Origin of the sequence: Caballeronia sp. ATUFL_M2_KS44, assembly GCF_023630965.1 — a bacterium.
GTDB classification, from domain to species: Bacteria; Pseudomonadota; Gammaproteobacteria; order Burkholderiales; family Burkholderiaceae; genus Caballeronia; species Caballeronia concitans.
In genome coordinates this window covers 165,943-192,544 of the sequence record NZ_JALQEA010000067.1, presented here as the reverse complement: position 1 = coordinate 192,544, position 26,602 = coordinate 165,943, and the positions used below count along the sequence as shown (strand labels likewise).

The following is a 26,602-nucleotide window of genomic DNA, read 5'->3' as shown; positions in this document are numbered from 1 at the left end:
GCGATCACCAGCTTCTGAAGCGCGCGGGCGGCGCGTAAAGGCCGCCCGACCACGAAACGAGATCGTCGATGCTGCGCGCCGCCAGCAGCGAGCGCTTCGCTTCGCCGCGCCGCACGCCCAAATCTTCCGGATACGCGACGATGCCGCGCCGCCTCAACTCCTCCGTCTTCGCGGGATTCGCGCGCATGCCGATGGGCGTCACGCCCGCGACCGCCGCGAGCGCCGCGCGCCGCTCGTCGACGCCTTCCGCCGCATGCAGATACGCGATGCCCTCCTCGGTCACGACATGCGTGACGTCGTCGCCGTAGATCATGACGGGCGCGATCGGCATGCCGCTTTTCTCGCCGACGGCGATGGCATCGAGCGCATCGACGATGGTCGGCTCGCCGCCCTTCTTGTACGTCTCGGCGGTCTGCACGACGAGCTTCTGACCGCGCGCGATCTTCGGATTCGGGCCGTCGTCCTTCAGGAGCTTCAGCCACGCTTCGCTCGAATGGCGTCGGCCACGCGGATCGTGTCCCATGTTCGGCGCGCCGCCGAAGCCCGCGAGCCGCCCGAGCGTGACCGTCGACGAATTCGCGTCGGCATCCATTTGCAAAGTCGAGCCGATGAAGAGATCGACGCCGTATTGCCCCGCGAGCTGACAGAACACGCGATTCGAGCGCAGGCTGCCGTCGCGTCCGGTGAAGAACACGTCGGAGCGCGCCGCGATGTAATCCTCCATGCCGACTTCGCTGCCGAAGCAATGCACGCTCTGCACCCAGCCGGATTCGATCGCGGGAATGAGCGTCGGATGCGGGTTGAGCGCCCAGTTCGTGCAGATCTTGCCCTTCAGCCCGAGCGCTTCGCCGTACGTCGGCAACAGCAGTTCGATCGCGGCGGTATCGAAGCCGATGCCGTGATTGAGCGACGTGACGCCGTAACGGTCGTAGATGCCGCGTATGGTCATCATCGCCATCAAAATCTGCAATTCGCCGATGTGACGCGGATCACGCGTGAAAAGCGGCTCGACCGCGAACGGGCGGTCCGCCTGCACGACGACATCGACCCACGAGCCGGGAATATCGACGCGCGGCAGTTCGTCGACGATCTCGTTCACCTGCGCGACCACGATGCCATGTCGGAACGCGGTGGCCTCGACGATGGTCGGCGTGTCCTCGGTGTTCGCGCCGGTGTAGAGATTGCCGTGGCGGTCCGCCTGCACCGCGCACACGAGCGCGACCTGCGGCGTGAGATCGATGAACATGCGCGCATACAGTTCGATGTACGTATAGATCGCGCCGATCTCCAGCTTGCCGTCTTCGAGCAGTTGCGCGACGCGCAGGCTCTGCGGCCCGGCGTACGCGAAATCGACCTTGTGCGCGATGCCTTGCTCGAAGAGCGCGAGATGCTCCGGACGGCTGATGCTCGAAATGAGCAAGTGAATGTCGTGCACGCGTTCGGGATCGAGCTTCGCGAACGCGCGCGACAGGAAATCCGCCTGCTTCTGGTTGTTGCCCTCGAGCGCGACGCGGTCGCCGGTGACGATCAGCGCGCTCAACGCATCGACGATGCGCGCGGAATCGAGCACGGAGCCGGTCAGCCACGGCTCGATCAGCTTCAGACGCCGCGCCTTTTCCTGTGCGCGCGTGTTCCAGTTCCGGGTTTCAGCGATGACGTCGTTCATTGGTCGGCCTTCGGAGTTTTCGTTCGGTTCGATGCGCGGCGCTTCTTCTTGACGTGGCTCGACTGCGCGAGCGCTTGCGCATCGGCGAGAAAGCGGTGGATCAGTTCGCCCGTCGCGAGCAGATGACGCGCGACGAGCGTCTGCGCCTGTTCGATATCGCGCGCGACGAGTGCGTCGAAGATTGCGCGGTGCTCGGCGTCGGACGAATCCTTGTGAATCGGCAGCCCGAGCTTCAGACGCAGATAACGCTCGCCGCGCCGATGCATCTGGCCGATCAGTTCCATCAGGCGCGGCCGGTTCGCGGGCGCGTAGAGGCTCATATGGAACTGCTCGTTGCGCACCACGTAGAGCGTGGGATCGGGCTCGTTCTCGGCGGCTTCGAGCAGGCGCTTCGATTCGGCGAGCGTCTCGGGCGTGTGATGCCCGATCGCAATGCCGATCGCCAGGCTCTCCAGCGACGCGCGGATTTCATAGATCTCGCGCGCCTCGTCGGCGGATTGAAGGCTGACGGCCGCGCCGCGATTCGGCTCGATCATCACCCAGCCCTCGCTTTCGAGCTGGCGGAACGCCTCGCGCACCGGAATGGCGCTCACCGAGAACTGCCGCGCGATCGCGTCCTGACGCAGCGGCTCGCCGGGCAGCAGCGCGCCTTCGACGATGGCGGCGCGCAGCGCATCCGCGATGAAACGCGACGTGCTCCGGCGCGGTTCGAACTGCGCGTCGCGGAAGGAGGACGGCTGCGACACGGCGGAGAGATCTGTCGACATGGCTAGGTGAAAGTGCTGAGTTGTCGTGTTCCGATGTTCAAATATTATATATAAAAATGCACACGGAACCCCGGTGCTTTCCCTAGACGCCAGAACAAACACGATTAACCGGCGCGTCGTTAATTTCCTTGGAGAGACATGGCCATGCCGACAACGCTAGATCGACAGATAGGCGCCACGCGCGCCTCGAAGACGCCGCTGAACCGGTCGCAGATCACCGGTTTCTGGGGCGCGTGGGCCGGCTGGACGCTCGACGGCATGGATTCGTTCATCTACGCGCTCGTGCTCGCGCCTGCGCTCACCGAGTTGCTGCCGCGCTCGGGCTACGCGGCGACGCCCGCGAATGTCGGTCTCGCAGGCTCGATCCTGTTCGCGCTGTTTCTCGTGGGATGGGGACTCTCGTTCATCTGGGGGCCGCTTGCCGACCGCTTCGGCCGCACCAAGGTGCTTGCCGCGACCATCTTCACGTTCGCGATCTTCACGGGTCTCGCCGCGACCGCGCATACGGTGTGGGAACTCGGCATCTACCGGTTCTTCGCGGGCGTGGGCATCGGCGGGGAATGGGCGCTCGCGGGAACGTACGTCGCGGAAGCGTGGCCGGAAGATCGCCGCAAGATGGGCGCAGGCTATTTGCAAACCGGCTATTACGCGGGCTTCTTTCTCGCCGCCGCGCTGAACTACACCATCGGCGCGGCGTTCGGCTGGCGCGCGATGTTCCTCGTCGGGCTGTTCCCGGTCGTCATTTCGATCCTCGTGCTGTTGCGCGTGAAGGAAACCGACAAGTGGGAACGCGTTGAAGCAGCCGAGCCGCGTGTCACGCACGTGAAGCATCAGAGCCCGCTCAAGGCGATCTTCAACGCGCAGTACCGCAAGCGCACGATTGTCGCGGCCGTGCTGCTGACGGTGGCGATCATCGGGCTGTGGGCGGGCGCGGTGTACGAACCGTCGGCGGTCATCCAGCTTGCGGCGAAAGCGGGCATGGACAAGGCGGGCGCTGCGCGCATGGCGTCGATCGCCACGGGCCTGTTGTCGATCGGCACGATCGTCGGCTGTCTCGCGCTGCCGCCGATGGCCGAGAAAATCGGCCGCAGAAAGACGCTCGCGGTGTACTTCGTCGGCATGGCGGCATCGATCGCGCTCGCGTTCGGCTGGGCGTTCTATCTGCCGCACGGACTCGTGCCGTTCATCGCGCTGCTCGTCGTGCTGGGCTTCTTCGGCGGCAACTTCGCGCTCTTTTCGCTGTGGCTGCCCGAGCAGTTCGAAACCCGCGTGCGTGCGACGGCGTTCGCATTCTGCACGTCGGTGGGACGCTTCTTCGGCGCGATCGTGAACTTCGGCATCGGCGCAATGGTGCTCAACATGAAGACGCTCGGCGTGCCCATCGCGCTCACGTCGATCGCGTTCCTGATCGGCCTCGCGGTGATCCCGTTCGCGCCCGAGACGAAGGGGCACGAACTGCCGAACTGACGCGTCAGACTTGTTCTTCGACGAGCGGCCTTCGCGATTGCGAGGGCCGCTTTTTTGCTACACGACGCGCTTCCACTTGCCGGCCTTCGCGACCTGCGCTTCATCGAACGAAAGCCCAGAGTTGCGACTGGCACACGTTCCGCAGCGAACCGCTGGTGCTGCTTTCGAAACCTTTCATTCGTTACGACCGCGATGTCGTCGGCGGCCAGCTCGCGGATGCCTATCTGCGTCAGCATGGCATCAAGCCGCATCAGCGCTGCGAACTCGACGGACTCGCCGCCATCGCGACACTCGTGGATCGCGGGCTCGGCGTCTCGCTGGTGCCGGACTGGGCGCCCACCGAATACGCCGCCATTTCGGTGCGCAAATGGCCGTTGCCGCATGTCGCGCCGAAGCGGCTCGTCGGCCTGATCTGGGCCGCTCGTGCGCGCGCATCCGGCTCGTGCACGCCTTTCTCGACGCGGCGGAATCCATCGAACGGACGCGGCAGGCGCAGCCGAAACCGAAGCGATAGACGAGCGTCGCTCACGTCCGGAAGCAAAAACTTCTATGCTTTGAAGCTAGCGGCAACCCGTCGCGGCATCGGCACGCGCTGGCCATAATGCAGTAACCCCACAGGAGACGCCCTCGACATGAGCGACACATTCAAGAAGAAGCCCGCGAGCGATGCAGCCGCGCCACCGAGCGGCCTGCGCAAGTCGCTCACGAACTACGGCGACAACGGCTTCTCGCTGTTCCTGCGCAAGGCGTTCATCAAGGGCGCGGGCTACACCGACAGCGCGCTCGACCGGCCGGTGATCGGCATCGTCAATACGGGCAGCGCGTACAACCCGTGTCACGGCAACGCGCCGCAACTGATCGAGGCGGTCAAGCGCGGCGTGATGCTCGCGGGCGGCTTGCCGATGGACTTCCCGACCATCTCCATCGCCGAATCGTTCTCGCAGCCGACCAGCATGTACCTGCGCAACCTGATGTCGATGGACACGGAGGAAATGATTCGCGCGCAGCCGATGGACGCCGTCGTGCTGATCGGCGGCTGCGACAAGACGGTTCCCGCGCAACTGATGGGCGCGGCGTCCGCGAACATTCCGACCATTCAACTGATCACCGGTTCGATGCTGACGGGCGCGCATCGCGGCGAGCGCGTGGGCGCGTGCACCGATTGCCGTCGATACTGGGCGCGCTTTCGTGCCGAGGAAATCGACAAGACCGAAATCTCGGCGGTGAACAATCAGCTTGTCGCGAGCGTCGGCACCTGCTCGGTGATGGGCACGGCGAGCACGATGGCCTGCATCGCCGAGGCGCTCGGCATGACGGTGCCGGGCTGCGCGTCGCCGCCCGCGGTGACGTCGGACCGCATGCGCATTGCCGAACTCACGGGCACGCAGGCGGTGCGGATGGCGCGCGACGGTCTCACCATCGACAAGATCCTGACCGCCGAAGCGTTCGAGAACGCGATGCGCGTGCTGCTCGCCATCGGCGGATCGACGAACGGCATCGTGCATCTGACGGCGATCGCCGGGCGCATGGGCTACGACGTCGATCTGAAGGCGCTCGATCGCATGGGCCGCGAGACGCCGGTGCTGGTCGATCTCAAGCCGTCCGGCGCGCATTACATGGAGGACTTTCACAAGGCGGGCGGCATGGCGACGCTGCTGCGTGAACTGAAGCCGCTGCTCAACCTCGACGCGCTGACGGTCACGGGCCGCACGCTCGGCGAGGAGATCGAAGCGGCGGGTCCGGCGTTCGAACAGGATGTCGTGCGTCCCTTCGATCAGCCGATCTTTCCGCAGGGCGGCATCGCGGTGTTGCAGGGCAATCTCGCACCGGGCGGCGCGATCATCAAGCAATCGGCGGCGAATGCAAAACTCATGGAGCACGAAGGCCGCGCGGTGGTGTTCGAGAACGCGGCGGACCTCGCCGCGCGCATCGATGCCGACGACCTCGACGTGAACGCCGACGACATTCTCGTGCTGAAGAACATCGGTCCGAAAGGCGCGCCGGGCATGCCCGAAGCGGGCTATATCCCGATTCCGCGCAAGCTCGCGACGGCCGGCGTGAAGGACATGGTGCGCATCTCAGACGGCCGCATGAGCGGCACCGCGTTCGGCACCATCGTGCTGCACGTGACGCCTGAATCGGCGGTGGGCGGGCCGCTCGCGTTCGTGCAGAGCGGCGACCGCATCCGGCTCAGCGTGTCGAAGCGCGAGATTAGCCTGCTTGTGGCCGATGCCGAACTGAGTGCGCGCGCGCAACGTCATCCGGTGACGATACCGGCCGCCGACCGCGGATATCGCAAGCTCTTCTTCGATACGGTCACGCAGGCCGACAAGGGCGTCGACTTCGATTTTCTGCGTGCGACGGAGCATCGCGGGACCACGCCGCGAAGCTAGGCGCGACGTGCTGCATCGCTAATCGAGGCCGCTTTCGAGCGGCCTTTTTCATTCGTGCATCGCCTGTACTTCGCGCTCCGGCCGGCGGCCATACTGGGCGCGCCCCGCATAACATCAGGAGACGCCTGCCCATGTCCACGACCTTTCACGGCGCGCTGTCGCCCGAACGAAATGAAGCGGCCTCGATACCGTTCGAGCCATCGGCCGCGGATGATCGCCTGCTGTATACGCGTGCGTCGAACAACGTTTCGCTCAACTCATGATGCCGATCTGCCACGGCACGAATTCGTGGTCGCCCAGCCCGAGAAGTTCGCTCTTGCTGCGCTCTCCCGATGCGGTCGCGAGCAACGCATCGAAGATCGCCCGACCCATGCTCTCGACGCTCGCCTCGCCGTCGAGGATCGCGCCGCAGTTCAGGTCCATGTCCTCGGTGAGACGCCGGTACATCGGCGTGTGCCCGACCGAATATTCTTCCTTCGCGTCGATATCGACGGCAATCTGTGGTGCGGCTGGGGCATGGGCAGCGACGAGCTGGACGGCGTGATGGTGCTGTCGCCCGCGGGCAAGCTGATCGGGCGCATTGCGTTGCCCGAACGCTGCGCCAATCTCTGCTTCGGCGGTCCGAAACGCAACCGCCTGTTCATGGCGGCGTCGCGGTCCATTTATTCGGTGTACGTCAACACGCAGGGCGTCGCGGGCGGCTGAACCATTCGGGAATGCCGTCGGGCGATTCGACGGCGGCGTTCTCAGGCTTGCTGTGCGAATCCCGGCTCGAACTGCTTCCCGACGAACGCGATGTGCGCAAACATCGCCGTTTGCGCTGCCTCGGCGTCGCGGTTTCTCACGGCATAGAAGATCGACTCGTGCTGATTGAGCCGCATCGCCGACTGGCTGACGGCGTTCGCGTTGTTGACCGTCGCATCGAACGTATTCGCCGCGATGTGCTCGCGAAGCGCGCGGATCGTGGTCGCGTAGAACTGGTCGAACACGCGGTTGTGCGAGGCGGCCGTCAGCGCCGTATGAAACTCGCCGTCGCCGACGGCTTCCGCGTCGACATCATGCGCTTCGACCGCGTTGCGCATCTTCACCAGAATCGACTCGAGCTTGCCCAGTTCGTTGCTCGTCGCCCGTTGCGCGGCGAAGCGCGCGGCCGCGCATTCGAATACGAGGCGGAATTCGAGCATGTCTTCCCTCATCGGCGGATTCTCGGACACCAGTTCGAGCCACGGCGCGCTCAGGCGCGCGGGCTGCCTGTGCACGACGTAGACGCCGCTGCCGGGCTTCGTTTCGAGCATTCCACGGCTCACGAGACGCTGGATCGCCTCGCGCACGGTCGACCGCGACACACCCAGTGATTCGGCAAGCACGCGCTCCGCAGGCAGACGCGCCGACGCGCCCCACTTCCCTTCAAGCACTTCTTCTTCGATTTGCCTTACGGTCCTTTCGACCGCGCTAGACGAACGACTGTGAAAAGCCATGCCGGTGCTTCCAGAAATTGGTCCGACCGATTTGCTTCGGTTCATGAAGGAAATCAGTATTCGCCGCATCGAGCACGCGGACATCGAAACCGTTGCCGACGCCCACGAACCACACGATTCAGGAGGAAAATCAGTGGCTGATTCTAACTCTCAGGTGATCTCGCTGCATGCCGACGACGACGTTGCGATCGCGCGTGGCGCCATCGCCGCCGGCACCGTGCTTCAGGAACTCGACGGCCTCGCCGTCATCGCCGATATTCCGGCCGCTCACAAGATCGCCGTGCGCGCGCTCAAGTCCGGCGATCCGGTGCGCCGCTACGGACAGATCATCGGCTTCGCCACGCAGGCGATCGCCCCCGGCGCGCACGTCCACACGCAGAACGTATCCATGGGCGATTTCGCGCGCGACTATGCGTTCGGCACCAATGTGAAAGCCCCCGCCGCCGCAGCGCAGCCCCGCACGTTCCAGGGCTTTTTGCGCGCGGACGGTCGCGTGGCCACGCGCAATTACATCGGCGTCGTCAGCACCGTCAATTGCTCCGCCACCGTGACGAAACTCGTCACGCAACATTTCTCCGCGCCCGGCGCGCTCGACGCGTGGCCGAATGTCGATGGCATCGTGCCTATCACGCACAGCTTCGGGTGCTGCATCGACCACAACGGCGAAGGCATCCAGCAATTGCGCCGCACGATTGGCGGCTATGTGCGCCATCCCAACTTCGCTGCCGTCGTCGTGATCGGTCTGGGTTGCGAGGCGAATCAGATGGGCGCGATGTTCGTCGCTGAAGGACTCGAAACGGGCGAGACCGTCGTGCCGCTCGTCATTCAGGAACAGGGCGGCACGCAGAAGACCGTCGATGCCGCGATCGCCGCGATCGAAAAGCTGCTGCCTGTCGCGAACCGCGCTGTGCGCGAGCCGCTTCCCGTCTCGCATCTGAATATCGCGTTGCAATGCGGCGGCTCGGACGGCTACTCGGGCATCACCGCGAACCCGGCGCTCGGCGCGGCCGTCGATCTGCTCGTGCAGCACGGCGGCACGGCGATTCTCAGCGAAACGCCCGAAATCTACGGGGCCGAGCATTTGCTCACGCGCCGCGCCGTCACGCCCGAAGTCGGGCAGAAGATCGTCGATCGCATTCACTGGTGGGAAAGCTATGCGGAGCGCGAGAAAGGCAGCATCGACAACAACCCCACTCCGGGCAACAAGGCAGGCGGCCTGACGACCATTCTGGAGAAGTCGCTCGGCGCCGTCGCGAAGAGCGGTTCGACGCCGCTGATGGATGTCTATCGCTACGCCGAGCCGGTGACCGCCAAGGGACTCGTCTTCATGGACGCGCCCGGCTATGACCCGATGGGCGCGACCGGGCAGATCGCGAGCGGCGCGAATCTCGTGCTCTTCACGACGGGACGCGGCTCGTGCTTCGGCGCGAAGCCCGCGCCTTCCATCAAGCTCGCGACGAACACGAAGATGTACACGCGCATGGCCGACGACATGGACATCAACTGCGGCGACATCATGGACGGCGATGTTTCCGTCGAACAGAAAGGCCGCGAGATCTTCGAAATGATCATCGCAGTGGCCTCGGGATCGAAGAGCAAGAGCGAGGCGCTGGGCGTGGGCAACGAGGAATTCGTGCCCTGGATGATCGGCGCGCAGATGTAACGCGAAAAACACGGACGCGGCCACCACGGCCGCGCCGGAAAAACAACCGAAGGAGACTGAGTTTATGCAAGCCTGGCAACAGATTTACTTGCCATTCGATAGTGTCGGTCTTTCCGCGCTCGCCGCAGCGGGACCGATCATCCTGTTCTTCGTGTGTCTCGCGCTGCTCCGCATGAAAGGCCACGTGGCGGCCGCGCTCACGCTCGCGTTGTCGATCGTGATCGCGATCGCGCTGTACCGCATGCCCGTTGCGATGGCGTTCGCATCGGCGTTCTATGGCTTTTTCTACGGCTTGTGGCCGATCGCGTGGATCATCGTCGCGACGGTTTTCGTCTACAAGGTGGCTGTCCGCTCGGGGCAGTTCGACATCATCCGCAGCTCGATCACGGGCCTGACCGACGATCGCCGCCTGCAGATGCTGCTCATCGGCTTTTCGTTCGGCGCGTTCCTCGAAGGCGCGGCGGGCTTCGGCGCGCCGGTCGCGATCACGGCGGCCCTTCTCGTCGGCCTCGGCTTCAATCCGCTCTATGCCGCCGGGTTGTGTCTCATCGCCGATACGGCGCCGGTTGCCTTCGGCGCGCTCGGCATTCCGGTGATCGTCGCGGGTCAGGTGTCGGGCCTTTCGCCGTTCGCGGTCGGCGCGATGGCAGGCCGTCAGTTGCCGTTCATGTCGATCCTGCTGCCCTTCTGGCTCGTCTTCATGATGGACGGCAAGAAGGGCGTGCGCGAGACGTGGCCGGCGGCGCTCGTCGCGGGAGCCAGCTTCGCGCTGACCCAGTACTTCACGTCGAACTTCATGGGCCCCGAGCTTCCCGATGTCGCGTCGTCGATCGTGAGCCTCGTGTCGCTGGGCGTCTTCCTGAAGGTCTGGCAACCGAAGATGGCGTTCACGCCCGCTCTCACGGGCGGCGGCACGGCGGCGTTCGCCGTCGGTCCGGCCGGCATGGCGGGCGGCTTCGGCGGCGACAAGACCCCGAGCCCGTATCCGATGAGCACGATTCTGCGGGCGTGGTCGCCGTTCCTGATTCTCACCGCGATGATCACGGTATGGGGCCTCGGCGGCTTCAAGGCGCTGTTCGGCCCGAACGGCGCGCTCGCCGCGACGACGCTGTCGTTCCACATGCCGTTCATCGACCGCCTGATCATTCGCGGCGCGCCCGTCGTCTCCACGCCGACGCCGCTCGATGTCGTGTTCAAGCTGGATCTGCTGGCCGCGACCGGCTCGGGCATTTTCCTCGCCGCCGTCCTCGCGATCGTGTTCCTGCGCATGCCCGCGAAGACCGCCGTGAACACGTTCGCTGAAACGCTGCGCGAGCTGGGCCGGCCGATTCTCTCGATCGGGCTCGTGCTCGCATTCGCGTTCGTGGAGAACTATTCGGGCATGTCGGTCACGCTGGCGATGCTGCTCTCGAAGACGGGATCGGCATACCCGATGTTCGCGCCGCTGCTCGGCTGGCTCGGCGTGTTCCTGACGGGCTCGGACACGTCGTCGAACGCGCTCTTCGCAGCGCTTCAGGCAACGACTGCGCATCAGATCGGCGTGTCGGACATTCTGCTCGTCGCGGCCAACTCGACCGGCGGCGTCGCCGGCAAGATGATCTCGCCGCAGTCGATCGCCGTGGCGTGCGCGGCGGTCGGCCTGGTCGGGCGCGAATCCGATCTCTTCCGCTTCACCCTGAAGCACAGCATCGGACTGGCGCTGATCGCGGGGATCATGACCATCAGCCAGGCTTACTGGCTCACCGGAATGCTGGTGAAGTAAGCCGGCGTTCGAGAAGCGCGCGTTCCCGATGTGAACCCCGCCCGGGCTGAGTTCTGCACGTCACAGACCTCAGCCCTTTTTGCTTTCCGGTCCGAAGCGTTCTGCGCCAGCGCGACGCTGCGCGGATCGTAGTGCAGCGTCTTGTCGAGATACGCGGGCATGTGCGCGAAGAGCAGTCCGTTGTGGCCCGCCGTCGTGCACGTCGTCAGAATGCCGACGATCACTGCCTTGCCATGTCCCCGCATCAGCTCGGAGAACGGATGCTTCGCGGCCATGTGCTTCATGTGCGCGAACTCCGGCGTTTCTTCGAGCTTGCGGCGCAGCCAGAAGCCGAGCAAGCCGATGAGTCCGCCGAAGATGAACGCGATGCGCCAGCCGTATGCGGCGACGTCGTCCGGCGGCAGCGCCGCATGGACCGCTGGAGACCGGCCGCGCTCAGGCGCTGCCTCGCGATGAGATAGGAATCACGGCTGCGCGGCGGCATCATCGGCGCCCGACTCGCGCCACTATAATCGGTCTCGGTGGCCGCACGGGTCGTCCGACGCGTGCGGCCTTCCTTCGAGGTTCGAACCTTTACGAGGATGATGCCCGCCATGACAAAAGCTGCCGCGTCTCGCCCGAATCCCGCTCCACGCTTCTTCTACCCACGCGTTCTAGCCGCCGCCCTGGCGAGCGTCTCCCTGTTCACTGCTTGCGCCTATGCGCAGGACGATATCGACCACGACTCCGGGCGGCACGGCGATGGCGGCCGGCATGTCAAAGTGATGATCATTTCGATGTTTGGCCCCGAAGGCCAGGTCTGGCTGGACAATCTCGGCCCGTGGCAAGCCGTGCAGGTGCCGGGGCTGTCGCCGGACTATCCCAATGTCAATTGCAATCGCGACGACGTCTGCGTGATGACCACCGGCATGGGCCATACGAACGCGGCGGCGTCCATCATGGCGCTGGGCTTCTCCGATCAGTTCGATCTGCGGCACACCTATTTTCTGGTCGCGGGAATCGCGGGGATCGATCCGGCTCGCGGGACGCTCGGTTCGGCGGCATGGGCGAAGTATCTCGTCGATTTCGGCATCCAGTGGGAACTCGACGCACGCGAGAAGCCCGCCGACTGGCCGACCGGCTTCCTCGGCATCAATACGAAGAGTCCGACGGACAAGCCGCCGCTCGATTACCGCACGGAGGTGTTCGCGCTCAACGCATCGCTCGCGGATGCCGCCTACGGCATCTCGCGCAACGTCAAACTGTCCGACAGCGACGAGGCGAAAGTCGCGCGCGCGAAGTTCAGCTACGCGCCGGCGAATCAGCCGCCTACCGTCATCCAGTGCGACACGCTTGCAGGCGACACCTGGTGGTCCGGCAAATTCATCGGCGAACGCGCGCGCGACTGGACGCGTCTCTTGACCGACGGCAAAGGCGTCTATTGCACGACGCAGCAGGAAGACAACGCGACATACGAAGCGCTCAAGCGTGCGGCGAGCGCGAAGCGGGTGGATCTGTCGCGCGTCGCCGTGCTCAGGGCCGGCTCGGACTTCGACCGGCCGTATCGGGGGCAGACGGCTGCGGACAATCTCTTGAACTATTCCGCACAGGGCGGCTTCGCGCCCGCCATTCAGAACCTGTACTTGACCGGCAGCCCGGTCGTGAAGGAGATCGTCACGCACTGGGGCGCGTGGCGCAAAGGCGTTCCCGCGCATTGACGACGCACGTCGGGGGAGAGACGTTCGTGGTGAACGACGCACTACGGCGCTCTCCCGCAAACGATTCGCTAGGGAGTTGCATCAAGTTGTCGTGCCCGGCGATTGACGATTACACTGAATCTCCCGCGCCGGGCCGCCCGCCAGCGCGATCGTCCGCTCATCAACCGGCCTTCGATCAACGCGCATGGTCAACGACCTCTGGTACAAGAACGCTGTCATCTACTGCCTGTCCGTGGGCGTGTTCATGGACGCGAACGGCGACGGCATCGGCGATTTCCAGGGACTCGTGCGCCGTCTCGACTATCTTCAGGGGCTCGGCATCACCACCCTATGGCTGATGCCTTTTCAGCCGTCGCCGGGCCGCGACAACGGCTACGACATCTCCGATTACTACAACGTCGATCCGCGCTACGGCACGCTCGGCGACTTCACGGAGTTCACGCACGCGTGCCGCCAGCGCGGACTTCGCGTGATGATCGATCTCGTCGTCAACCACACGTCGGACCAGCATCCGTGGTTCAAGGAGGCGCGGCGCGACCCGGCATCGAAATATCGCGACTGGTATGTGTGGTCGAAGAAGCGGCCGGCCGGCGCGGACGACGGCGTCGTGTTTCCCGGCGTGCAGAAGTCGACCTGGACGTACGACAAGGAAGCGCGCATGTGGTACTTCCACCGCTTCTACGACTTCCAGCCCGACCTGAACACGGCCAACCCTTACGTGCAGGCCGAGTTGCTGAAGATCATGGGCTTCTGGACCCAGCTCGGCGTCTCGGGATTCCGCATGGATGCCGTGCCGTTCGTCATCGCGACCAAAGGCGCTCAGGTTAAAAGGCCGGTCGAGCAGTACGACATGCTGCGCATGTTCCGCGAGTTTCTGCAATGGCGCGAAGGCGACGCGATCATTCTCGCGGAAGCCAACGTGCTGCCCGACGCCGACATGAAGTACTTCGGCGATGCCGGCGAGCGGCTGCAAATGATGTTCAACTTCCAGGTCAATCAGAACACGTTCTATGCGCTCGCGAGCGCGGACACGGCGCCTCTCAAGAAAGCGCTGGAGGCGACCAAGCCGCGAGCGGCATCGGCTCAGTGGGGCGTATTCCTGAGAAACCACGATGAACTCGATCTCGGCAGGCTGACGCTCAAGCAGCGTGAAACCGTGTTCGCCGCGTTCGCCCCCGAGCCGGACATGCAGCTCTACGATCGCGGCATTCGCCGGCGTCTTGCGCCGATGCTCGATGGCGACCGGCATCGGCTGGAACTGGCGTACAGCCTGATGCTGACGCTGCCGGGCACGCCCGTCGTGCGTTACGGCGATGAAATCGGCATGGGCGACGACCTGCGCCTGCCCGAGCGCGAAAGCGTCCGCACGCCGATGCAATGGTCCACCGAGCCGCATGCCGGCTTCACGAAACACACGCGTCCGGTGTGTCCGGTGATTTCGGGCGGACCGTATGGCTTCGAGCGCGTGAACGTGGCGAGTCAGCGGCGCGAGCCGAACTCGCTGCTGAACTGGATCGAGCGCATGATCCGCATGCGCAAGGAAGTGCCCGAAATAAGCTGGGGCGATTTCGACATCCTGCGCACCTCGCGCGACGACGTGCTCGCGCTGCGCTACGCGTGGCGCAACAACTCGGTCGTCTGCCTGCACAACTTCAGCGCCGCCGCCTGCACGGTGAAGTTCCAGGTCCGCCCGGATACCGGCGAGAGCGCGACGCTCGTGAATCTGCTGTCGGACGATCACAGCCAGGGCAACGCGAAAGGACAGCACACCGTCGTGCTGGAGCCGTATGGGTATCGATGGTTCCGGTCCGGCGGGCTCGACTATCTGCTCAAGCGAAGCGAAGTGTGAGCGGCGGTTGATCGCGCATCGCACGCGAACCGATGGCAGCACGGGGGGCGTCGCGTCCGGCGGCAAGGCCGATTCGCCCTGGATTCACGACGAGTCCCTTGGTCGTCAAGGGACCGCGTGCCATGAACGCGTTGTTGTCGTTGTCGATGTCGAGTGCCGATGCGTCCGATCAGCATCCCTCGCGGATTGATCAGGCAAAAGCTCCCCGTCGCGTTCAACGTGCCGTCGTAAGCGCTTGCTTCGACGGCGCACACGCCCATGCCGATGGCGAATCGAACAAGCACTGGACATAGCCGGTCCGACACAGAATGGATGGAACGGTCGTGCGACATTCCAAGCCCCTCCATTTCTACGAACGGCTCATTCGATCAATGCGGAATTGCGACATATTCAAGTCACTCAATTTGGACTACCAACGACGCAAATTCGACCTACATTGAAGATCACGATGTCCCGTCGCGCAAAAAGTCAAAGTGAACAATCCGATCAATCAGGAGCCCGTTATGATGAAGAACCCGAGTCGAGTCCGGTTGCTCATGAACGTCGCGTTATGCGCGGCCGCGCTTCTAAGCGCTGCGAACGCACGATCGGACGACAAGAACGCGCAGTACGCGCATCGTGCAGCCAACGACGTGCTCGCGATCGGCGACACCGGACCGGCTGACGATCCGAACGCACCGCCGCAGCACTCCACCGTCAAGTTCTTCGATGCGCGCTCGGGCGAGCTTCTCTATCAATTGCCGGACGCGAGCGGCGGCCTGGCGGGCCCAACGGGCATCGTCTTCGATGATGGCCGGATGATCGTCGCCAATCAGAACGTCAATCTGCCCTTCAATGGCGAAGTGCTGCAGTATGGACGCGGTGTCGAACCCGGCACGCCGCTGGTTTCTCGCGACGATCCGCATGCGCCGCTCGCCCCGCGAGGCATCGTGCTCGTGCAGCGCGGCAATGGCAAGCGGCTGTTCATCGCCGATATGGGCGATCCGAACAACAACGTCAACGGCAAGCTGCTCGCCTTCGATGTCAGGCACGGCAAAGCCACATTCGTGGCTGACATGAATCCGAAGACCGATGCCCTTGGCACGGAATTCCGGCCGCGCGGGCTGGTGCTCGGACCGGACGGGTATCTGTGGGTCACCCTCGCGTATCTTCCCGGCGGTTGCGGCGGCAAGGTCGTGCGGTTCGACCCTGCGACACTCGCGTACAAGGACACGGTGCTGTCGAATTCGCCCGATTGCGCCAACGACGTCAACCATTTGAACCGGCCCGAGGGGCTCGCGTTCGCGCCGAATGGCGACCTGTTCGTCACGAGCTTCAAGAACTCCACCTTGGACGCGGACATCGACCGGATACTGATTCTGCGCGCTGAAGATCGCATTTATCGACGTTCCGCGCCGCAACTCGACTTCATTCCACTCGATGCTCCGGGTCAGCCGCGCACGTCGACCCAGGCGCTCGTGTTCGGTCCGGGCGGTTATCTCTACGTCGCGTTTCTGCAGAACGGCGAGGTGCGCAAATACGATGTGGTGACCAAAGGCTATTGGACGATCGTTCCGCCATCGGGCAAGCTCACGGCGCCGTTTTATCTCAGCTTCTTCAGGACCGACCCTGCGACGCTGGCTTATGAAGGGGATGATGGTCGGCGTTAGGGAACTGCCTGTCCGATCGCGCAGCCGTTGCCTGCGATGCTGAGGTTCGCCTTCTGAATGCGACCGGCAGATTCGCCGCCGACGCTCAAACCCGTGCGCCGCACTCCGACCCGCGCCAGGCTCACCGCGTCCTGACGCTCTGACGCATCCGCTGCACGAACTTGTCGGTGATCGCCGGCAAGGTCCGGCCTCTTTTCTTCACGATCGCGATCGATCGCACGAACGCCGGATGATCGATCTTCTTGACGACGAGCCCCGGTTCCGCGCCCACCTCGCGCGCGGTCTCCGGCAGGATGGTCACGCCCAGCCCGGCACGCACCATCGCCACGGCGGTCATCATGTACGTGGGTTCGCACGCGATATCGAGCGGCCCGATCGACTGACTGAGCGCTGCATCGACGACCGCGCGCACGCTCGTTCCCGGCGCGGTGAGCACGAGCGGCAACCGCGCCAGATCGCTCAGGCCGATACGACGCTTCCTCGCGAGCGCATGCTCCTTCGGACACACCGCGACGAGCCGGTCCACGCCCGCATGCAGCACTTCGAGCATCGGGTCGAGCACTTCGCCGCCGGTCAGGCCGATGTCCGCTTCCTCGTCGCGCACGAGCGCATTGACGGTGCTCGCCACGACATCGCGAATCTGGAACACCGCGCGCGGCACGTCGCGCTTCATGCCGATGATCAGTTCGGGCAACACGCTCGCCGCGAACGTCGGCAGGCACGCGATACGAATCGTGCCGCTCTCCCCGATGCCCAACGCGCGCGCATCGCGCAGCACGCTTTCCATGTCGCGCAGCGACTTGCGCAGAAGCGGCAGCAGTTCGCGGCCCGTCGGCGTCAGCGCGACGTTGCGGCTGTTGCGATCGAACAGCCGCGCGCCGACCGCTTCCTCCAGCCTGCGTATCTGCACGGTCAGTGCGGGCTGCGACAGATGCAGCCGCTCGGCCGCGCGCGTGAAGCTGCCCGCCTCGGCAACCGCGACGAGCGCGCGAATATCGCGAAGATTCAAATCCATTATGGTTCGTGATAGCTGCGATCAAATCATTTCAATTGTGTTATCGCCGCTTCGAACTTACTCTCGGCTACATCAAAAAACAAGATTCGGAGACAGACTCATGCTGCCGTTGCTCGGCCTGGCCACCATCGTCGTCCTGCTCGGGGCGATTCTTTCGAAGCGCATGTCGCCGCTCGTCGCGCTCATCATCGTGCCGATCGCGGCGTCGCTGATCGGCGGCTTCGGCTTCTCCACGAGCAAGTTCGTCATCGACGGACTGAAGAGTCTCGCGCCCGTCGTCGGCATGTTCGTGTTCGCGATTCTCTATTTCGGCACGATCACGGATGCGGGCACGCTCGATCCGATCATCGACCGCATCCTGCGCGCGGTCGGCACGAAACCAACGCGCATCGTGATGGGCACGACGCTGCTCGCGCTGCTCATCCATCTCGACGGCTCCGGCGCCGTGTGCTTTCTCGTGACGATCCCCGCGATGCTGCCGCTCTACGATCGCCTCAAGATGGACAAGCGCGTGCTCGCGGCGGCCGTTTCGATGGCGGCGGGCATCAACTTCCTGCCGTGGACCGGGCCGATGATCCGCGCGTCCGCCTCGCTGCATCTGCCGATTTCATCGCTCTTCAATCCGCTGATTCCGGTGCAGGCGATCGGCCTCGTGTTCGTGTTCGGCATGGCGTGGTGGCTCGGGCGTCGCGAGGAAAAGCGCCTCGGTTATTCGAGCGCGAGCGGTGCGATTCCCGTTCCGAAGCGCGAACTCACGCCGGAGGAACAGGCGCTGCGCCGCCCGAAGAACTTCTGGTTCAACATCGTGCTGACGATCGTCGTGCTCGGCACGATGGTCGTGATGGGCGAGAAGATTCCGCCCGCGATCATGTTCATGGTCGGACTGTGCATCGCGCTGATGGTGAACTACCCGAACGTCGACATGCAGCGCAAGCGCATCGACGCTCACGCGCGCGCCGCGCTGATGATGGCCGGCATTCTGCTCGCGGCGGGCGTGTTCACCGGCGTCATGCAGGGCAGCGGCATGTTGAAGGCGATGGCGCAGGCGGCCGTCGGCTTCGTGCCGCCCGCGATGGCCGGCCACATTCCGGTCGCGCTCGGCCTTCTGTCGATGCCGCTCTCCATGCTCTTCGATCCCGATTCCTTCTATTTCGGCGTGCTGCCGGTCATTGCCGAAGTGGCGTCGCAACTGGGCGTGCCGGCGGTGCATGTCGGCCAGGCCGCGCTGCTCGGCCAGATGACGACCGGCTTCCCCGTGAGTCCGCTCACGCCCGCGACGTTTCTCGTCGTCGGCTTGTGCGGCATCGATCTCGCGGATCATCAGAAGTTCACGTTCCCGCTGCTGTTCGGCGCGTCGATCGTCATGACGATTGCGTGCGTCGTGCTGGGCGTGTTTCCGTTGTAAGGGACAAGCATCATGAAAGACACCATCAGAATCGGCGCGGGCGCTGGCTATTCGGGCGACCGCATCGAGCCCGCCGTCGAACTCGCGGAGCACGGCGCGCTCGACTATCTCGTGTTCGAGTGCCTCGCCGAACGCACGATCGCCATCGCGCAGCAGGCGCGCCGCCACGATCCTTCGCTTGGCTACGATCCTCTACTGGAAGCGCGCATGCGCGCCGTGCTGCCGGTCGCGGCGAAGAACGGCGTGCGCATCATCTCGAACATGGGCGCGGCCAATCCGCGCGCGGCGGCGAGAAAGACGGCGCAGATCGCGCGTGAACTCGGCTTGCACGGATTGAAGATCGCCGCGGTCACCGGCGACGACGTGCTCGATATCGTCCTGCGTTCGCGCATGCGATTCGAGGAATCCGGCGACGATGTGGCCGCGTATGCGGATCGCATCGTGTCGGCGAATGCGTATCTCGGCGCGACGGCTATCGTCGATGCGCTCGCGGCGGGCGCGGATATCGTGTTGACGGGGCGCGTGGCGGATCCGTCGCTGTTCACGGCGCCGCTCATCCACGCATTCGGCTGGCGCATGGACGACTGGAACACGCTCGGGCAGGCGACCGTCGTCGGTCATTTGCTCGAATGCGCGGGACAGGTGACGGGCGGCTATTTTGCCGATCCCGGTTACAAGGACGTCGGCAATCTCGCGCGTCTCGGCTTTCCGATTGGCGAGGTGAGCGCGGACGGCGCGGTCGTCGTGACGAAAGTGCCGCATGCGGGCGGCTCTGTGACCGAGGCGACGTGCAAGGAGCAACTGCTCTACGAGATCCACGATCCGGCGCGTTACTACCAGCCGGATGTCGTCGCGGATTTCACGCAGGTTCGCGTGACGCAGGAAGCGCCGGACCGCGTGCGCGTGTCGGGCGGACGCGGCCATGCGCGCACGGATACGCTGAAAGTTTCGGTCGCGTATGCCGACGGCTACATCGGCGAAGGACAGATTTCCTACGGCGGTCCGGGCGCGGTGGAGCGTGCGCGGTTCGCGCTCGATATCGTGCGCGAGCGGCTCGCGATAACGGGCGTCGATACGAGCGAGTTGCGCTTCGACCTGATCGGCGTGAATGCGCTTTATGGCGACGCGCTCGCTTCTCAGCACGACGAGCCTTGCGAAGTGCGCGTGCGCGTGACGGGGCGCACGGCGAATGCGAAGGAAGCGGCGCGCATCGGCAACGAAGTCGAAACGCTCTATACCAACGGCCCGGCGGGCGGCGGCGGCGTGACGAAGGCGACGCGCGAAGTCATCGCCGTGCAGTCCGTGCTGCTCGCGCGCGAGCACGTGAAGCCCGTTTTCGAATTCGTGGAGACAAGCGATGAAACTGCGTGAACTGGCGCACGGCCGCACCGGCGACAAAGGCAACACGCTGAACGTCTCGGTGATCTGCTTCGACGCGAAGCACTACGCGCATCTGCACGCGCAACTGACGCCCGAACGCGTGAAGGCGCATCTCGCGGATGTCGTGAAAGGCGATGTCGTGCGCTACGAGTTGCCGCATCTCGGCGCGTTCAACTTCGTGCTCGGCCATGCGCTCGGCGGCGGCGTCACGCGTTCGCTCGCGCTCGACGCACACGGCAAGTCGATGAGTTCGGCGCTGCTCGATATCGACATCGAGGCGCCTGTGGCGGATTGAGTCGCGTCCGCCCTTGCACAGCACGCCATGCAAAAGTCCGCGACATGCGCGGACTTTTGCGTTGGTTGGTGCGTCTTACTGGACCCTGAATCGCTTCACCTTCGAACTGAGTTGGTCGGCCTGAGACTTCATCGAAAACGCGGCAGCGGAAACCTGCTCCACGAGCGCCGCGTTCTGCTGCGTGACGGCGTCCATCTGGGTGACGGCCAGATTGACCTCGCCGATGCCCTTGCTCTGCTCGGCGGAGGCGGCCGCGATCTCGCTCACGATATCCGTCACGCGCTTGACCGATTGCAGGATTTCTTCCATGGTCGCGCCGGCGACATCCACGTAGCCGGAGCCCGCCTTCACGCGATTCACCGAATCGTCGATCAATGCCTTGATCTCCTTCGACGCCGCCGCGCTGCGTTGCGCGAGCGACCGGACTTCGGAGGCGACCACCGCGAAGCCGCGCCCTTCTTCACCGGCGCGCGCTGCTTCGACGGCGGCGTTCAGCGCAAGGATGTTCGTCTGGAACGCGATGCTCTCGATGGTCCCGACGATCTCGGCGATGCGGTCCGAACTCGCGTTGATGCCGTCCATCGTTTCGACCACCTGCTGCACGACGCCGCCGCCGCGCTGCGCGGTCTCCATCGCCGTCGTCGCGATGTGGCTGGCCTGCCTGGCGCTTTCCGCGTTGTTCTTCACGGTCGAGGTCAGTTCTTCCATGCTTGATGCAGTTTCCTGGAGCGATGCCGCCTGCTCTTCGGTTCGCTGCGACAGGTCCTGATTGCCCGCCGCAATCTGCGATACCGCCGAGACAATCGACTCGCTCGACACATGGATTTCGCGGAGCATCGCCTGCAGTTGCTGCTGCATGCGCTTCATCGAATGCAAGAGGCTGTTCTGGTCGCTCGAAGCCGTTTCGACCACCACCGTCAGGTCGTTGTCCGCAATACGGCTGGCAATCTGCGCAGCATATGCGGGATCGCCGCCCAGCGAACGCAGGATGCCGCGATTGATCCACACGACGATGGCGGCCATCGCGGCAGCCGCGAGCAGCAGCACGGCGAGGCTCTGATACAGCGAGGTGCGGAACGCGGCGTCGATGTCATCGACATAAGCGCCCGTCTGCAGAATCCAGCCCCACGGCGCGTAGCTCGCAGCGTAGGCCGTCTTCGGGAACACGCCGGAGAGTCCGGGCTTGGTGAACGAGTAGTTCACGAAGCCGCCGCCGTCGCTTTTCACGCGGGCGACCGTGTCGTGATAAAGCGCGACGCCGTTGGGGTCGGTGTAGCTATCCTGGTTCTTGCCGACCAGTTCCGGATGGAACGGGTGCATCAGGATGACAGGCTCGAAGTTCATCACCGTGAAATAGCCTGTGCCGCCTTCCCCGTAGCGCGTGCCCTTGATCGCGTCGAGCGCGCGGGCCTTGGCCTCGTCCTCAGTGATCTTTCCCGCGGCGGCCTGGTCCGCGAAGGCTTTCACGGTCGAGAGGCCGACTTGCGTGGCGTGAACGAGGTCGTTCTTGCGCTCATCGAAGCGCACTTGCCGAAGCCGGTAGGCATCGATCAGCGTGACCGAAGCGGCGAGCACGATGCTCAGGATAAGGGGAAGCCACAGTTTCTGGCTAAAGGTCAGTTTCACGGAGTCCTCGGTCATGTCGTTGCGTCTCCCGGCTTTTAACGACGTACTGCAGAAATTCTTGAGTGCCGTGATTCGGGTATGCGCGCGCGAAATCGCCCAAATCCTCAAGAACCGAGGACTACCATTCATCTCCTTTCAAAACCGTAAGTGACGCGTGCGGCAAATAAGGCCGCCGAAGCGGCCCCGAACGATTGCGCGACTCAGAACGGCAACATGCCCTTGGCGCCCGGCGCGTCGTCGTCGTCCTTCGAATCGTGGCCGTGGCCGTGGTCGTCGTCGCGACGGTGGTCATGATCGAATCGGAAGGACTGGAAAAGATCGCCTATTGCGGGCGAATTGACCGGAACATAAGGATTATCGGGCTGCTGAACCGGATTCGGCAGATTGTCGCGGCTGCGCGATGTGATCGGCGAAAGCTTCCAGTTGCGGTCGATGAATTTCACGATCGACGCGTGATCCGCATACTCGTGAACCACGCGCCCGCCGCGCGAATAGGGCGACACGACGATCAGCGGAATGCGCGGACCGTCGCCGAAGAAATCGACCGGCTGAATGTAGCCCGAGTCGTAGTAGCCGCCGCCCTCGTCCGTCGTGATGAAAATCGCCGTGGACGCCCACAACGCCGGATTGTTCTTCACGGCATCGACGAGCTTGTGCGTGAAGGCTTCGAAGAGACCGAACTTGGACGATTCGGGATGGCCGTCGAGCAAGCCGCCGGGCTTCACGAACGACACCGCGGGCAAGGTGCCATTCGATATGTCCGCATAAAGATCGCTCGTGTCCTGAAGGTGCGCCTTCACGATATCGGGCTTCGTCATGATCGCCGATTCGTACAGGAACGGATTGCAGATGTTGCAATACACGCTGGTCGGCGATTGCGCGGCGAACGTCTGCCATCCTTCACCGTAGTACTTCCACGAGATGCTCTTTTCGAGCAAGGTGTCGCCGATCGTGCGGACAGGCGAAGGCGGGATCGTGAATTCGCTCGTGTTCACGCTGCCGTTGCCGTTATAGCCCGGGTTGTAGTTGTTGAGCAGATACCACTTGCCCGGCGAGCAATTCGCGTCCGGATGATACGGCAGCGAATCCAGATATCGACGCACCGCGCCGACGCCCGGCTGGCTCCTGTCGGAGCAGTTGCTGTACGAGCCGCCGGAATAGCCGTCTTGCGTGTACCAGTTGTTGGTGTTCGCCTGCGGCCGCGGATTTTCGATCTGCAACTGCGGTGGCCGCGCGGCGTTCCCTTTTCCGTCGGTGTAGTAGAGCGCGTCCGCCGTGCCGATCATGATGCTGTTCGCGCCCGTGCCGCCCATCACCGGTTGATGGTAGTTGTCGCTGATCGTGTATTCCCGCGCGAGTCGATAGAAGTACGGCATGTCGCCCGTATTCACGTTGTAGTAGCCGAGCGCGGTCGCGCCCTCGCCCGTCGACTGATCCGTGAAGTTGGCCGGTATCGGGCCGCCGTTCGATCCCGCGCCCACCGACGTCTCGACCCATGCGAAGAGATCCATCTTGCATCCGCTCGGGTTGTCGCTGGTCGCATGCGCGACGTTGCAATCCGACTGCTGCCAGTTCTGATAGAAGCGGTGCACGGGGCTGTTCATGTACTGGTTGTAGTCAGGACCGACACGGGAGATCTGATACGGCCCATTGGGAAGCGCGAAGGTGTTGGCGCCGAAACGCGTATCCGGAACCTTCTGCGGCAACCCTGTCGCCCCGTAGGTCAATTGCGCGATGTCCTGCGCATAGAGCACGGCGCCTTCCCGCTGCTGCGCCGCCGCGTAGGTCGCGAAGGGCGGCGGACTCGTGTCGGTGGTGGTGGGCGTATCGCTTGCCTTGGTCGCCGTCGATCCCGTGTTCGGCGCGGGCAAGACGCTGTACAGGCGCTTGTCGCGCGGGCTGAGATCGAACCGATTCGGGTTTTTCGCGACCGCCGTGTACTGCGCGGCGAGCGAGAAGTTGGGGCCGGGCTTGCCGTCTTCCGTGACGATGCCCTTGGACAGCAGATTGGACACGCTCTGACCGTGGCGCGGCTTGTAGACGCCGAATACATGGTCGAAAGTCCGGTTCTCTCCGACGATGACGATCACGTGCTTGATGGGCGATGCCGTGTCCATCGACGCATCGGGCATCGGCGACTGACTGCTTGCGAGGCCCGGGTAGATCGCGAGTGCGATCGTCGAGGCAAGGCCGGCGACGTTCAATGCGCAGCGGCCCAGCGAAAGCCTGTTTCTTTCCACGTTCATAAGGAGCTCCTTGCGAACTTGCCGTTTGATTTCGCTTGTAATGCGGCTTTCATTCGTTACCGCGCATTACCGGGAGCACCTTAGAAACAGAGGATGACGCTGGTTGGAACATTCGATTGCGAAACGCCTGCGCTTCGCTGACGCACGAAAACGAGTTGTGTTCAGGCCGCCTGGCTGGGCGTTTCGCTTTGACCGTGCGGCGCGGGCGTCGGCGAATCGTGGCGGTAAGCGCTTCTTATGAAACGCTTAAAGGCGGTGGAATGATGTAATGGGTTGACGCGATCGGCGCGCATCGGATATCGAATGCCATCGGCAATCGTGAGCTTGCCGTAAGGCGTTTCGCATCTCGATGACAGGTAAGCATCGCCGAAAGCCAGCGCTTTCTTTTCGTCGAAGGCAGCCGGAAAGCCTCCGGTTCAATACCCGTAGTACGCACGCCGACGCTCGTACTCCTGGCGCTCGCGCCATTCCCTTCGCTCGCGCCACTCGTGCTCCCGCCACGCCTGCTCGCGCCAGTCCTCGCCATAGACGACAGGCGCGGGCGCCGTTTCATACACGACGGCGGGCTGCGGAGGCGGCGCATAGTAGACCGGCGGCGGAGGCGGCGGCGGCGCGACGTACACAGGCGCGGGTGCATACACCGGCGGCGCAAAACCGAACCCGATGCCCACGCTCACATGCGCGGACGCATCGGCGTGCGCAAAAGAGAGGCCGACCGCGAGCGCGACGGCAAGCAAACCGGAGATGCGTTTTGCGCAGGATGTCGATTGCGCGTTTTCGATGTTGGCCATGTCGGCTCCTTTGACAGTGAGCACATAACGCAACAAACCCACGGCTCGTGCACAACGAATGTGTGACTTATGTAACTCCGCGGCCGGGAACCGGCGCAAGGCGGCATGCGTACGCGGGAAGCCGGTTTCGAAACATAAGACAAAATCATCGCGATAAGTGGACCATCGCACACTGGCTGCGCGCCCCATTCGATAACCTCGTGCCTCATCGCCTCGACAGCAGGCGAGTCATGGCCAAAAACTACGGGGAAAAACATGAAATCACGGATGGCGGTTGCATTGAGCGTTGTGCTTGCGGCGTGCGGCGGCGGCGGGGGCGGCGGTGCCACGAGTTCGACATCCGCGGCGTCGGCAGCGCCCGCGTCGAGTTCGGCGCCCGCGGCGTCGGCCACGCCCGCGTCGGCCACGCCCGCGTCGGCCACGCCCGCATCGGGTTCGACTGCCGCCGTGTGTTCGGGCGGCCCCTTCACGACGGACGCGACGCAGGTCTGCTCCGATGCGTCCGGCAAGGTCGTCACCGCCTACGTCTACGCGCAACCGCAGACCGTGATTGCCGATGGCACCGTCATCTCGGCCGACACGACGTGGCCGGCGAGCGGTTCGCCGTATTACATCGCCGGCACCGTGCAGGTCGCCAAGGGCGCGACGCTCACGATTCCGGACGGCGTCACCGTGGAGGGACTGAAGCCCGTGCCGTGCGCATCCGATTGCATCGGGAAGATTCCGACCACCGGCATCATCGACGTCGCCGGGCAGTTGAACGTGGGCGGCAACGATCAGGTTCAGCTCCTCGGCGTGACGGTCAGCAACGTCGACGCCAACGTGGGCGGCGGCACGGTGAGCATCCAGCACGCGCATCTCGAAGACGCGTTCGTGCAGATCAGCCCCGCCGCGCCGTTCTCGATGACCTATAGCCAGGCTTACCGCCTGAACGTGACGCCCATCGTTCGCGCAGGCGTGACGACGTACCAGGCGGGAACGAACGGCTATCCGAGCTTCAAGAACTCGACGCTCAAGTTCAACACGTTCGTCGATTCGGCCGCCTTCGCGTTCGATCCTTCGGTGGTCATGCAGAACAATCTGTTCGTCAACATGGTCGATTCGCTCGTGCTCATCGACGATTTCCCGGTGAGCGGCGCGCCGACCGGCATCGCGAAGAACAATTCGTTCCTGTTCAAGCAGAATTCGCCGAACACGAACCGCATGGTGATCGCGGCTCACGGCACCTACTCTGCTTCGACCATCCACACGCTCGACTTCTCGAACAACTTCTGGGGCGTGACCGACAACACGACGATCCAGTCGCGCATTCTCGACAGCACGAACACGAACAATCCGCAACTGCCGAACGTCATCAGCTACGCGCCGGCCGCCGCGAATGCGGATCCGGCGACGCCCGCCGATCCGCAAGGCAACGTGCCGAACGAGTAACAGCAGCAGCGTTGGAACGGAT

At 64.1% G+C, this 26,602-nt stretch carries 20 protein-coding genes and 2 pseudogenes; 13 read left to right on the top strand and 9 right to left on the bottom strand.

Annotated elements, in window-relative coordinates:
* Window positions 1-4: 4 nt before the first annotated feature.
* Window positions 5-1,666: a malonate decarboxylase subunit alpha gene (gene mdcA / locus NCR39_RS28495; RefSeq protein WP_250456136.1), complete on the bottom strand. Its 1,662-nt coding sequence runs from the start codon at window positions 1,664-1,666 to the stop codon at window positions 5-7.
* Window positions 1,663-2,433, bottom strand: coding sequence for a GntR family transcriptional regulator (locus NCR39_RS28490; protein ID WP_250456135.1), 771 nt, complete (start codon window positions 2,431-2,433; stop codon window positions 1,663-1,665). The genes mdcA and NCR39_RS28490 overlap by 4 nt, the downstream gene beginning before the upstream one ends.
* A gap of 144 nt (window positions 2,434-2,577) precedes the next feature.
* Here NCR39_RS28490 and NCR39_RS28485 point away from each other — a divergent pair, with 144 nt between their 5' ends.
* From NCR39_RS28485 to NCR39_RS28475, 3 genes are all read left to right on the top strand, one after another.
* Window positions 2,578-3,900 carry an MFS transporter gene (locus NCR39_RS28485; RefSeq protein WP_250456134.1) on the top strand — a complete coding sequence of 441 codons (1,323 nt, stop codon included), beginning with the start codon at window positions 2,578-2,580 and terminating at the stop codon, window positions 3,898-3,900.
* A 155-nt stretch (window positions 3,901-4,055) separates the two neighbouring features.
* The gene (locus NCR39_RS28480) at window positions 4,056-4,502 is read left to right on the top strand and encodes a LysR substrate-binding domain-containing protein (RefSeq protein WP_250456133.1); all 447 of its coding nucleotides are present in this window, start codon (window positions 4,056-4,058) and stop codon (window positions 4,500-4,502) included.
* Between the two features lie 30 nt (window positions 4,503-4,532).
* The gene (locus NCR39_RS28475) at window positions 4,533-6,293 is read left to right on the top strand and encodes an IlvD/Edd family dehydratase (RefSeq protein ID WP_250456132.1); all 1,761 of its coding nucleotides are present in this window, start codon (window positions 4,533-4,535) and stop codon (window positions 6,291-6,293) included.
* 252 nt (window positions 6,294-6,545) lie between these two features.
* Here the strand turns inward: NCR39_RS28475 and NCR39_RS28470 are convergent.
* Window positions 6,546-6,749: pseudogene (locus NCR39_RS28470) on the bottom strand (altronate dehydratase); the annotation flags it as partial.
* Window positions 6,750-6,770: 21 nt separating this feature from the next.
* On the opposite strand from NCR39_RS28470, the pseudogene NCR39_RS28465 reads away from it, so the two are divergent.
* Window positions 6,771-6,998 (top strand): annotated as a pseudogene (locus NCR39_RS28465) (SMP-30/gluconolactonase/LRE family protein); the annotation flags it as partial.
* A 41-nt stretch (window positions 6,999-7,039) separates the two neighbouring features.
* Here NCR39_RS28465 and NCR39_RS28460 read toward each other — a convergent pair.
* Window positions 7,040-7,771 (bottom strand): FadR/GntR family transcriptional regulator, encoded by a 732-nt coding sequence (locus tag NCR39_RS28460; RefSeq protein WP_284507396.1) that lies wholly within the window; start codon window positions 7,769-7,771, stop codon window positions 7,040-7,042.
* A 133-nt stretch (window positions 7,772-7,904) separates the two neighbouring features.
* Between NCR39_RS28460 and NCR39_RS28455 the strand changes: the two genes are divergently transcribed.
* Window positions 7,905-9,434, top strand: a complete 1,530-nt coding sequence (locus tag NCR39_RS28455) for a UxaA family hydrolase (RefSeq protein ID WP_250456130.1) — start codon at window positions 7,905-7,907, stop codon at window positions 9,432-9,434.
* A gap of 64 nt (window positions 9,435-9,498) precedes the next feature.
* Window positions 9,499-11,196 carry a lactate permease LctP family transporter gene (locus tag NCR39_RS28450; protein WP_250456129.1) on the top strand — a complete coding sequence of 566 codons (1,698 nt, stop codon included), beginning with the start codon at window positions 9,499-9,501 and terminating at the stop codon, window positions 11,194-11,196.
* Here NCR39_RS28450 and NCR39_RS28445 read toward each other — a convergent pair.
* Window positions 11,166-11,534 carry a hypothetical protein gene (locus NCR39_RS28445; protein ID WP_250456128.1) on the bottom strand — a complete coding sequence of 123 codons (369 nt, stop codon included), beginning with the start codon at window positions 11,532-11,534 and terminating at the stop codon, window positions 11,166-11,168. The two genes, NCR39_RS28450 and NCR39_RS28445, sit on opposite strands and share 31 nt — an antisense overlap.
* A gap of 255 nt (window positions 11,535-11,789) precedes the next feature.
* Between NCR39_RS28445 and NCR39_RS28440 the strand changes: the two genes are divergently transcribed.
* From NCR39_RS28440 to NCR39_RS28430, 3 genes are all read left to right on the top strand, one after another.
* Window positions 11,790-12,893, top strand: a complete 1,104-nt coding sequence (locus tag NCR39_RS28440) for a purine-nucleoside phosphorylase (RefSeq protein WP_250456127.1) — start codon at window positions 11,790-11,792, stop codon at window positions 12,891-12,893.
* A 184-nt stretch (window positions 12,894-13,077) separates the two neighbouring features.
* Window positions 13,078-14,742, top strand: coding sequence for an alpha-amylase family protein (locus NCR39_RS28435; protein ID WP_250456126.1), 1,665 nt, complete (start codon window positions 13,078-13,080; stop codon window positions 14,740-14,742).
* Window positions 14,743-15,278: 536 nt separating this feature from the next.
* On the top strand, window positions 15,279-16,391 hold the full coding sequence (locus NCR39_RS28430) for an NHL repeat-containing protein (RefSeq protein WP_250456125.1): 1,113 nt from the start codon (window positions 15,279-15,281) through the stop codon (window positions 16,389-16,391).
* A 121-nt stretch (window positions 16,392-16,512) separates the two neighbouring features.
* Here the strand turns inward: NCR39_RS28430 and NCR39_RS28425 are convergent, their stop codons facing one another.
* A complete protein-coding gene (locus NCR39_RS28425; protein ID WP_250456124.1) occupies window positions 16,513-17,406 on the bottom strand; it encodes a LysR family transcriptional regulator in 894 nt (297 codons plus the stop codon).
* A gap of 100 nt (window positions 17,407-17,506) precedes the next feature.
* On the opposite strand from NCR39_RS28425, the gene NCR39_RS28420 reads away from it, so the two are divergent.
* Genes NCR39_RS28420 through NCR39_RS28410 form a run of 3 tightly spaced genes read left to right on the top strand, consistent with a single transcriptional unit; the run spans window position 17,507 to window position 20,486 of the window.
* Window positions 17,507-18,811 carry a CitMHS family transporter gene (locus NCR39_RS28420; protein WP_250456123.1) on the top strand — a complete coding sequence of 435 codons (1,305 nt, stop codon included), beginning with the start codon at window positions 17,507-17,509 and terminating at the stop codon, window positions 18,809-18,811.
* A gap of 12 nt (window positions 18,812-18,823) precedes the next feature.
* Entirely contained in the window at window positions 18,824-20,182 is a 1,359-nt protein-coding gene (locus NCR39_RS28415) for an acyclic terpene utilization AtuA family protein (RefSeq protein WP_250456122.1), read from the top strand.
* Window positions 20,169-20,486, top strand: coding sequence for an AtuA-related protein (locus NCR39_RS28410; RefSeq protein WP_250456121.1), 318 nt, complete (start codon window positions 20,169-20,171; stop codon window positions 20,484-20,486). The genes NCR39_RS28415 and NCR39_RS28410 overlap by 14 nt, the downstream gene beginning before the upstream one ends.
* 75 nt (window positions 20,487-20,561) lie before the next feature.
* On the opposite strand, the gene NCR39_RS28405 is transcribed toward NCR39_RS28410, so the two are convergent.
* The 3 genes from NCR39_RS28405 to NCR39_RS28395 form a co-directional block, all read right to left on the bottom strand.
* The gene (locus NCR39_RS28405) at window positions 20,562-22,112 is read right to left on the bottom strand and encodes a methyl-accepting chemotaxis protein (RefSeq protein ID WP_250456120.1); all 1,551 of its coding nucleotides are present in this window, start codon (window positions 22,110-22,112) and stop codon (window positions 20,562-20,564) included.
* 200 nt (window positions 22,113-22,312) lie between these two features.
* A complete protein-coding gene (locus NCR39_RS28400; protein WP_250456119.1) occupies window positions 22,313-24,358 on the bottom strand; it encodes an alkaline phosphatase family protein in 2,046 nt (681 codons plus the stop codon).
* Between the two features lie 416 nt (window positions 24,359-24,774).
* Window positions 24,775-25,149 (bottom strand): hypothetical protein, encoded by a 375-nt coding sequence (locus tag NCR39_RS28395; RefSeq protein WP_250456118.1) that lies wholly within the window; start codon window positions 25,147-25,149, stop codon window positions 24,775-24,777.
* 288 nt (window positions 25,150-25,437) lie between these two features.
* Between NCR39_RS28395 and NCR39_RS28390 the strand changes: the two genes are divergently transcribed.
* Entirely contained in the window at window positions 25,438-26,580 is a 1,143-nt protein-coding gene (locus NCR39_RS28390) for a hypothetical protein (RefSeq protein ID WP_250456237.1), read from the top strand.
* Window positions 26,581-26,602 lie beyond the last annotated feature (22 nt).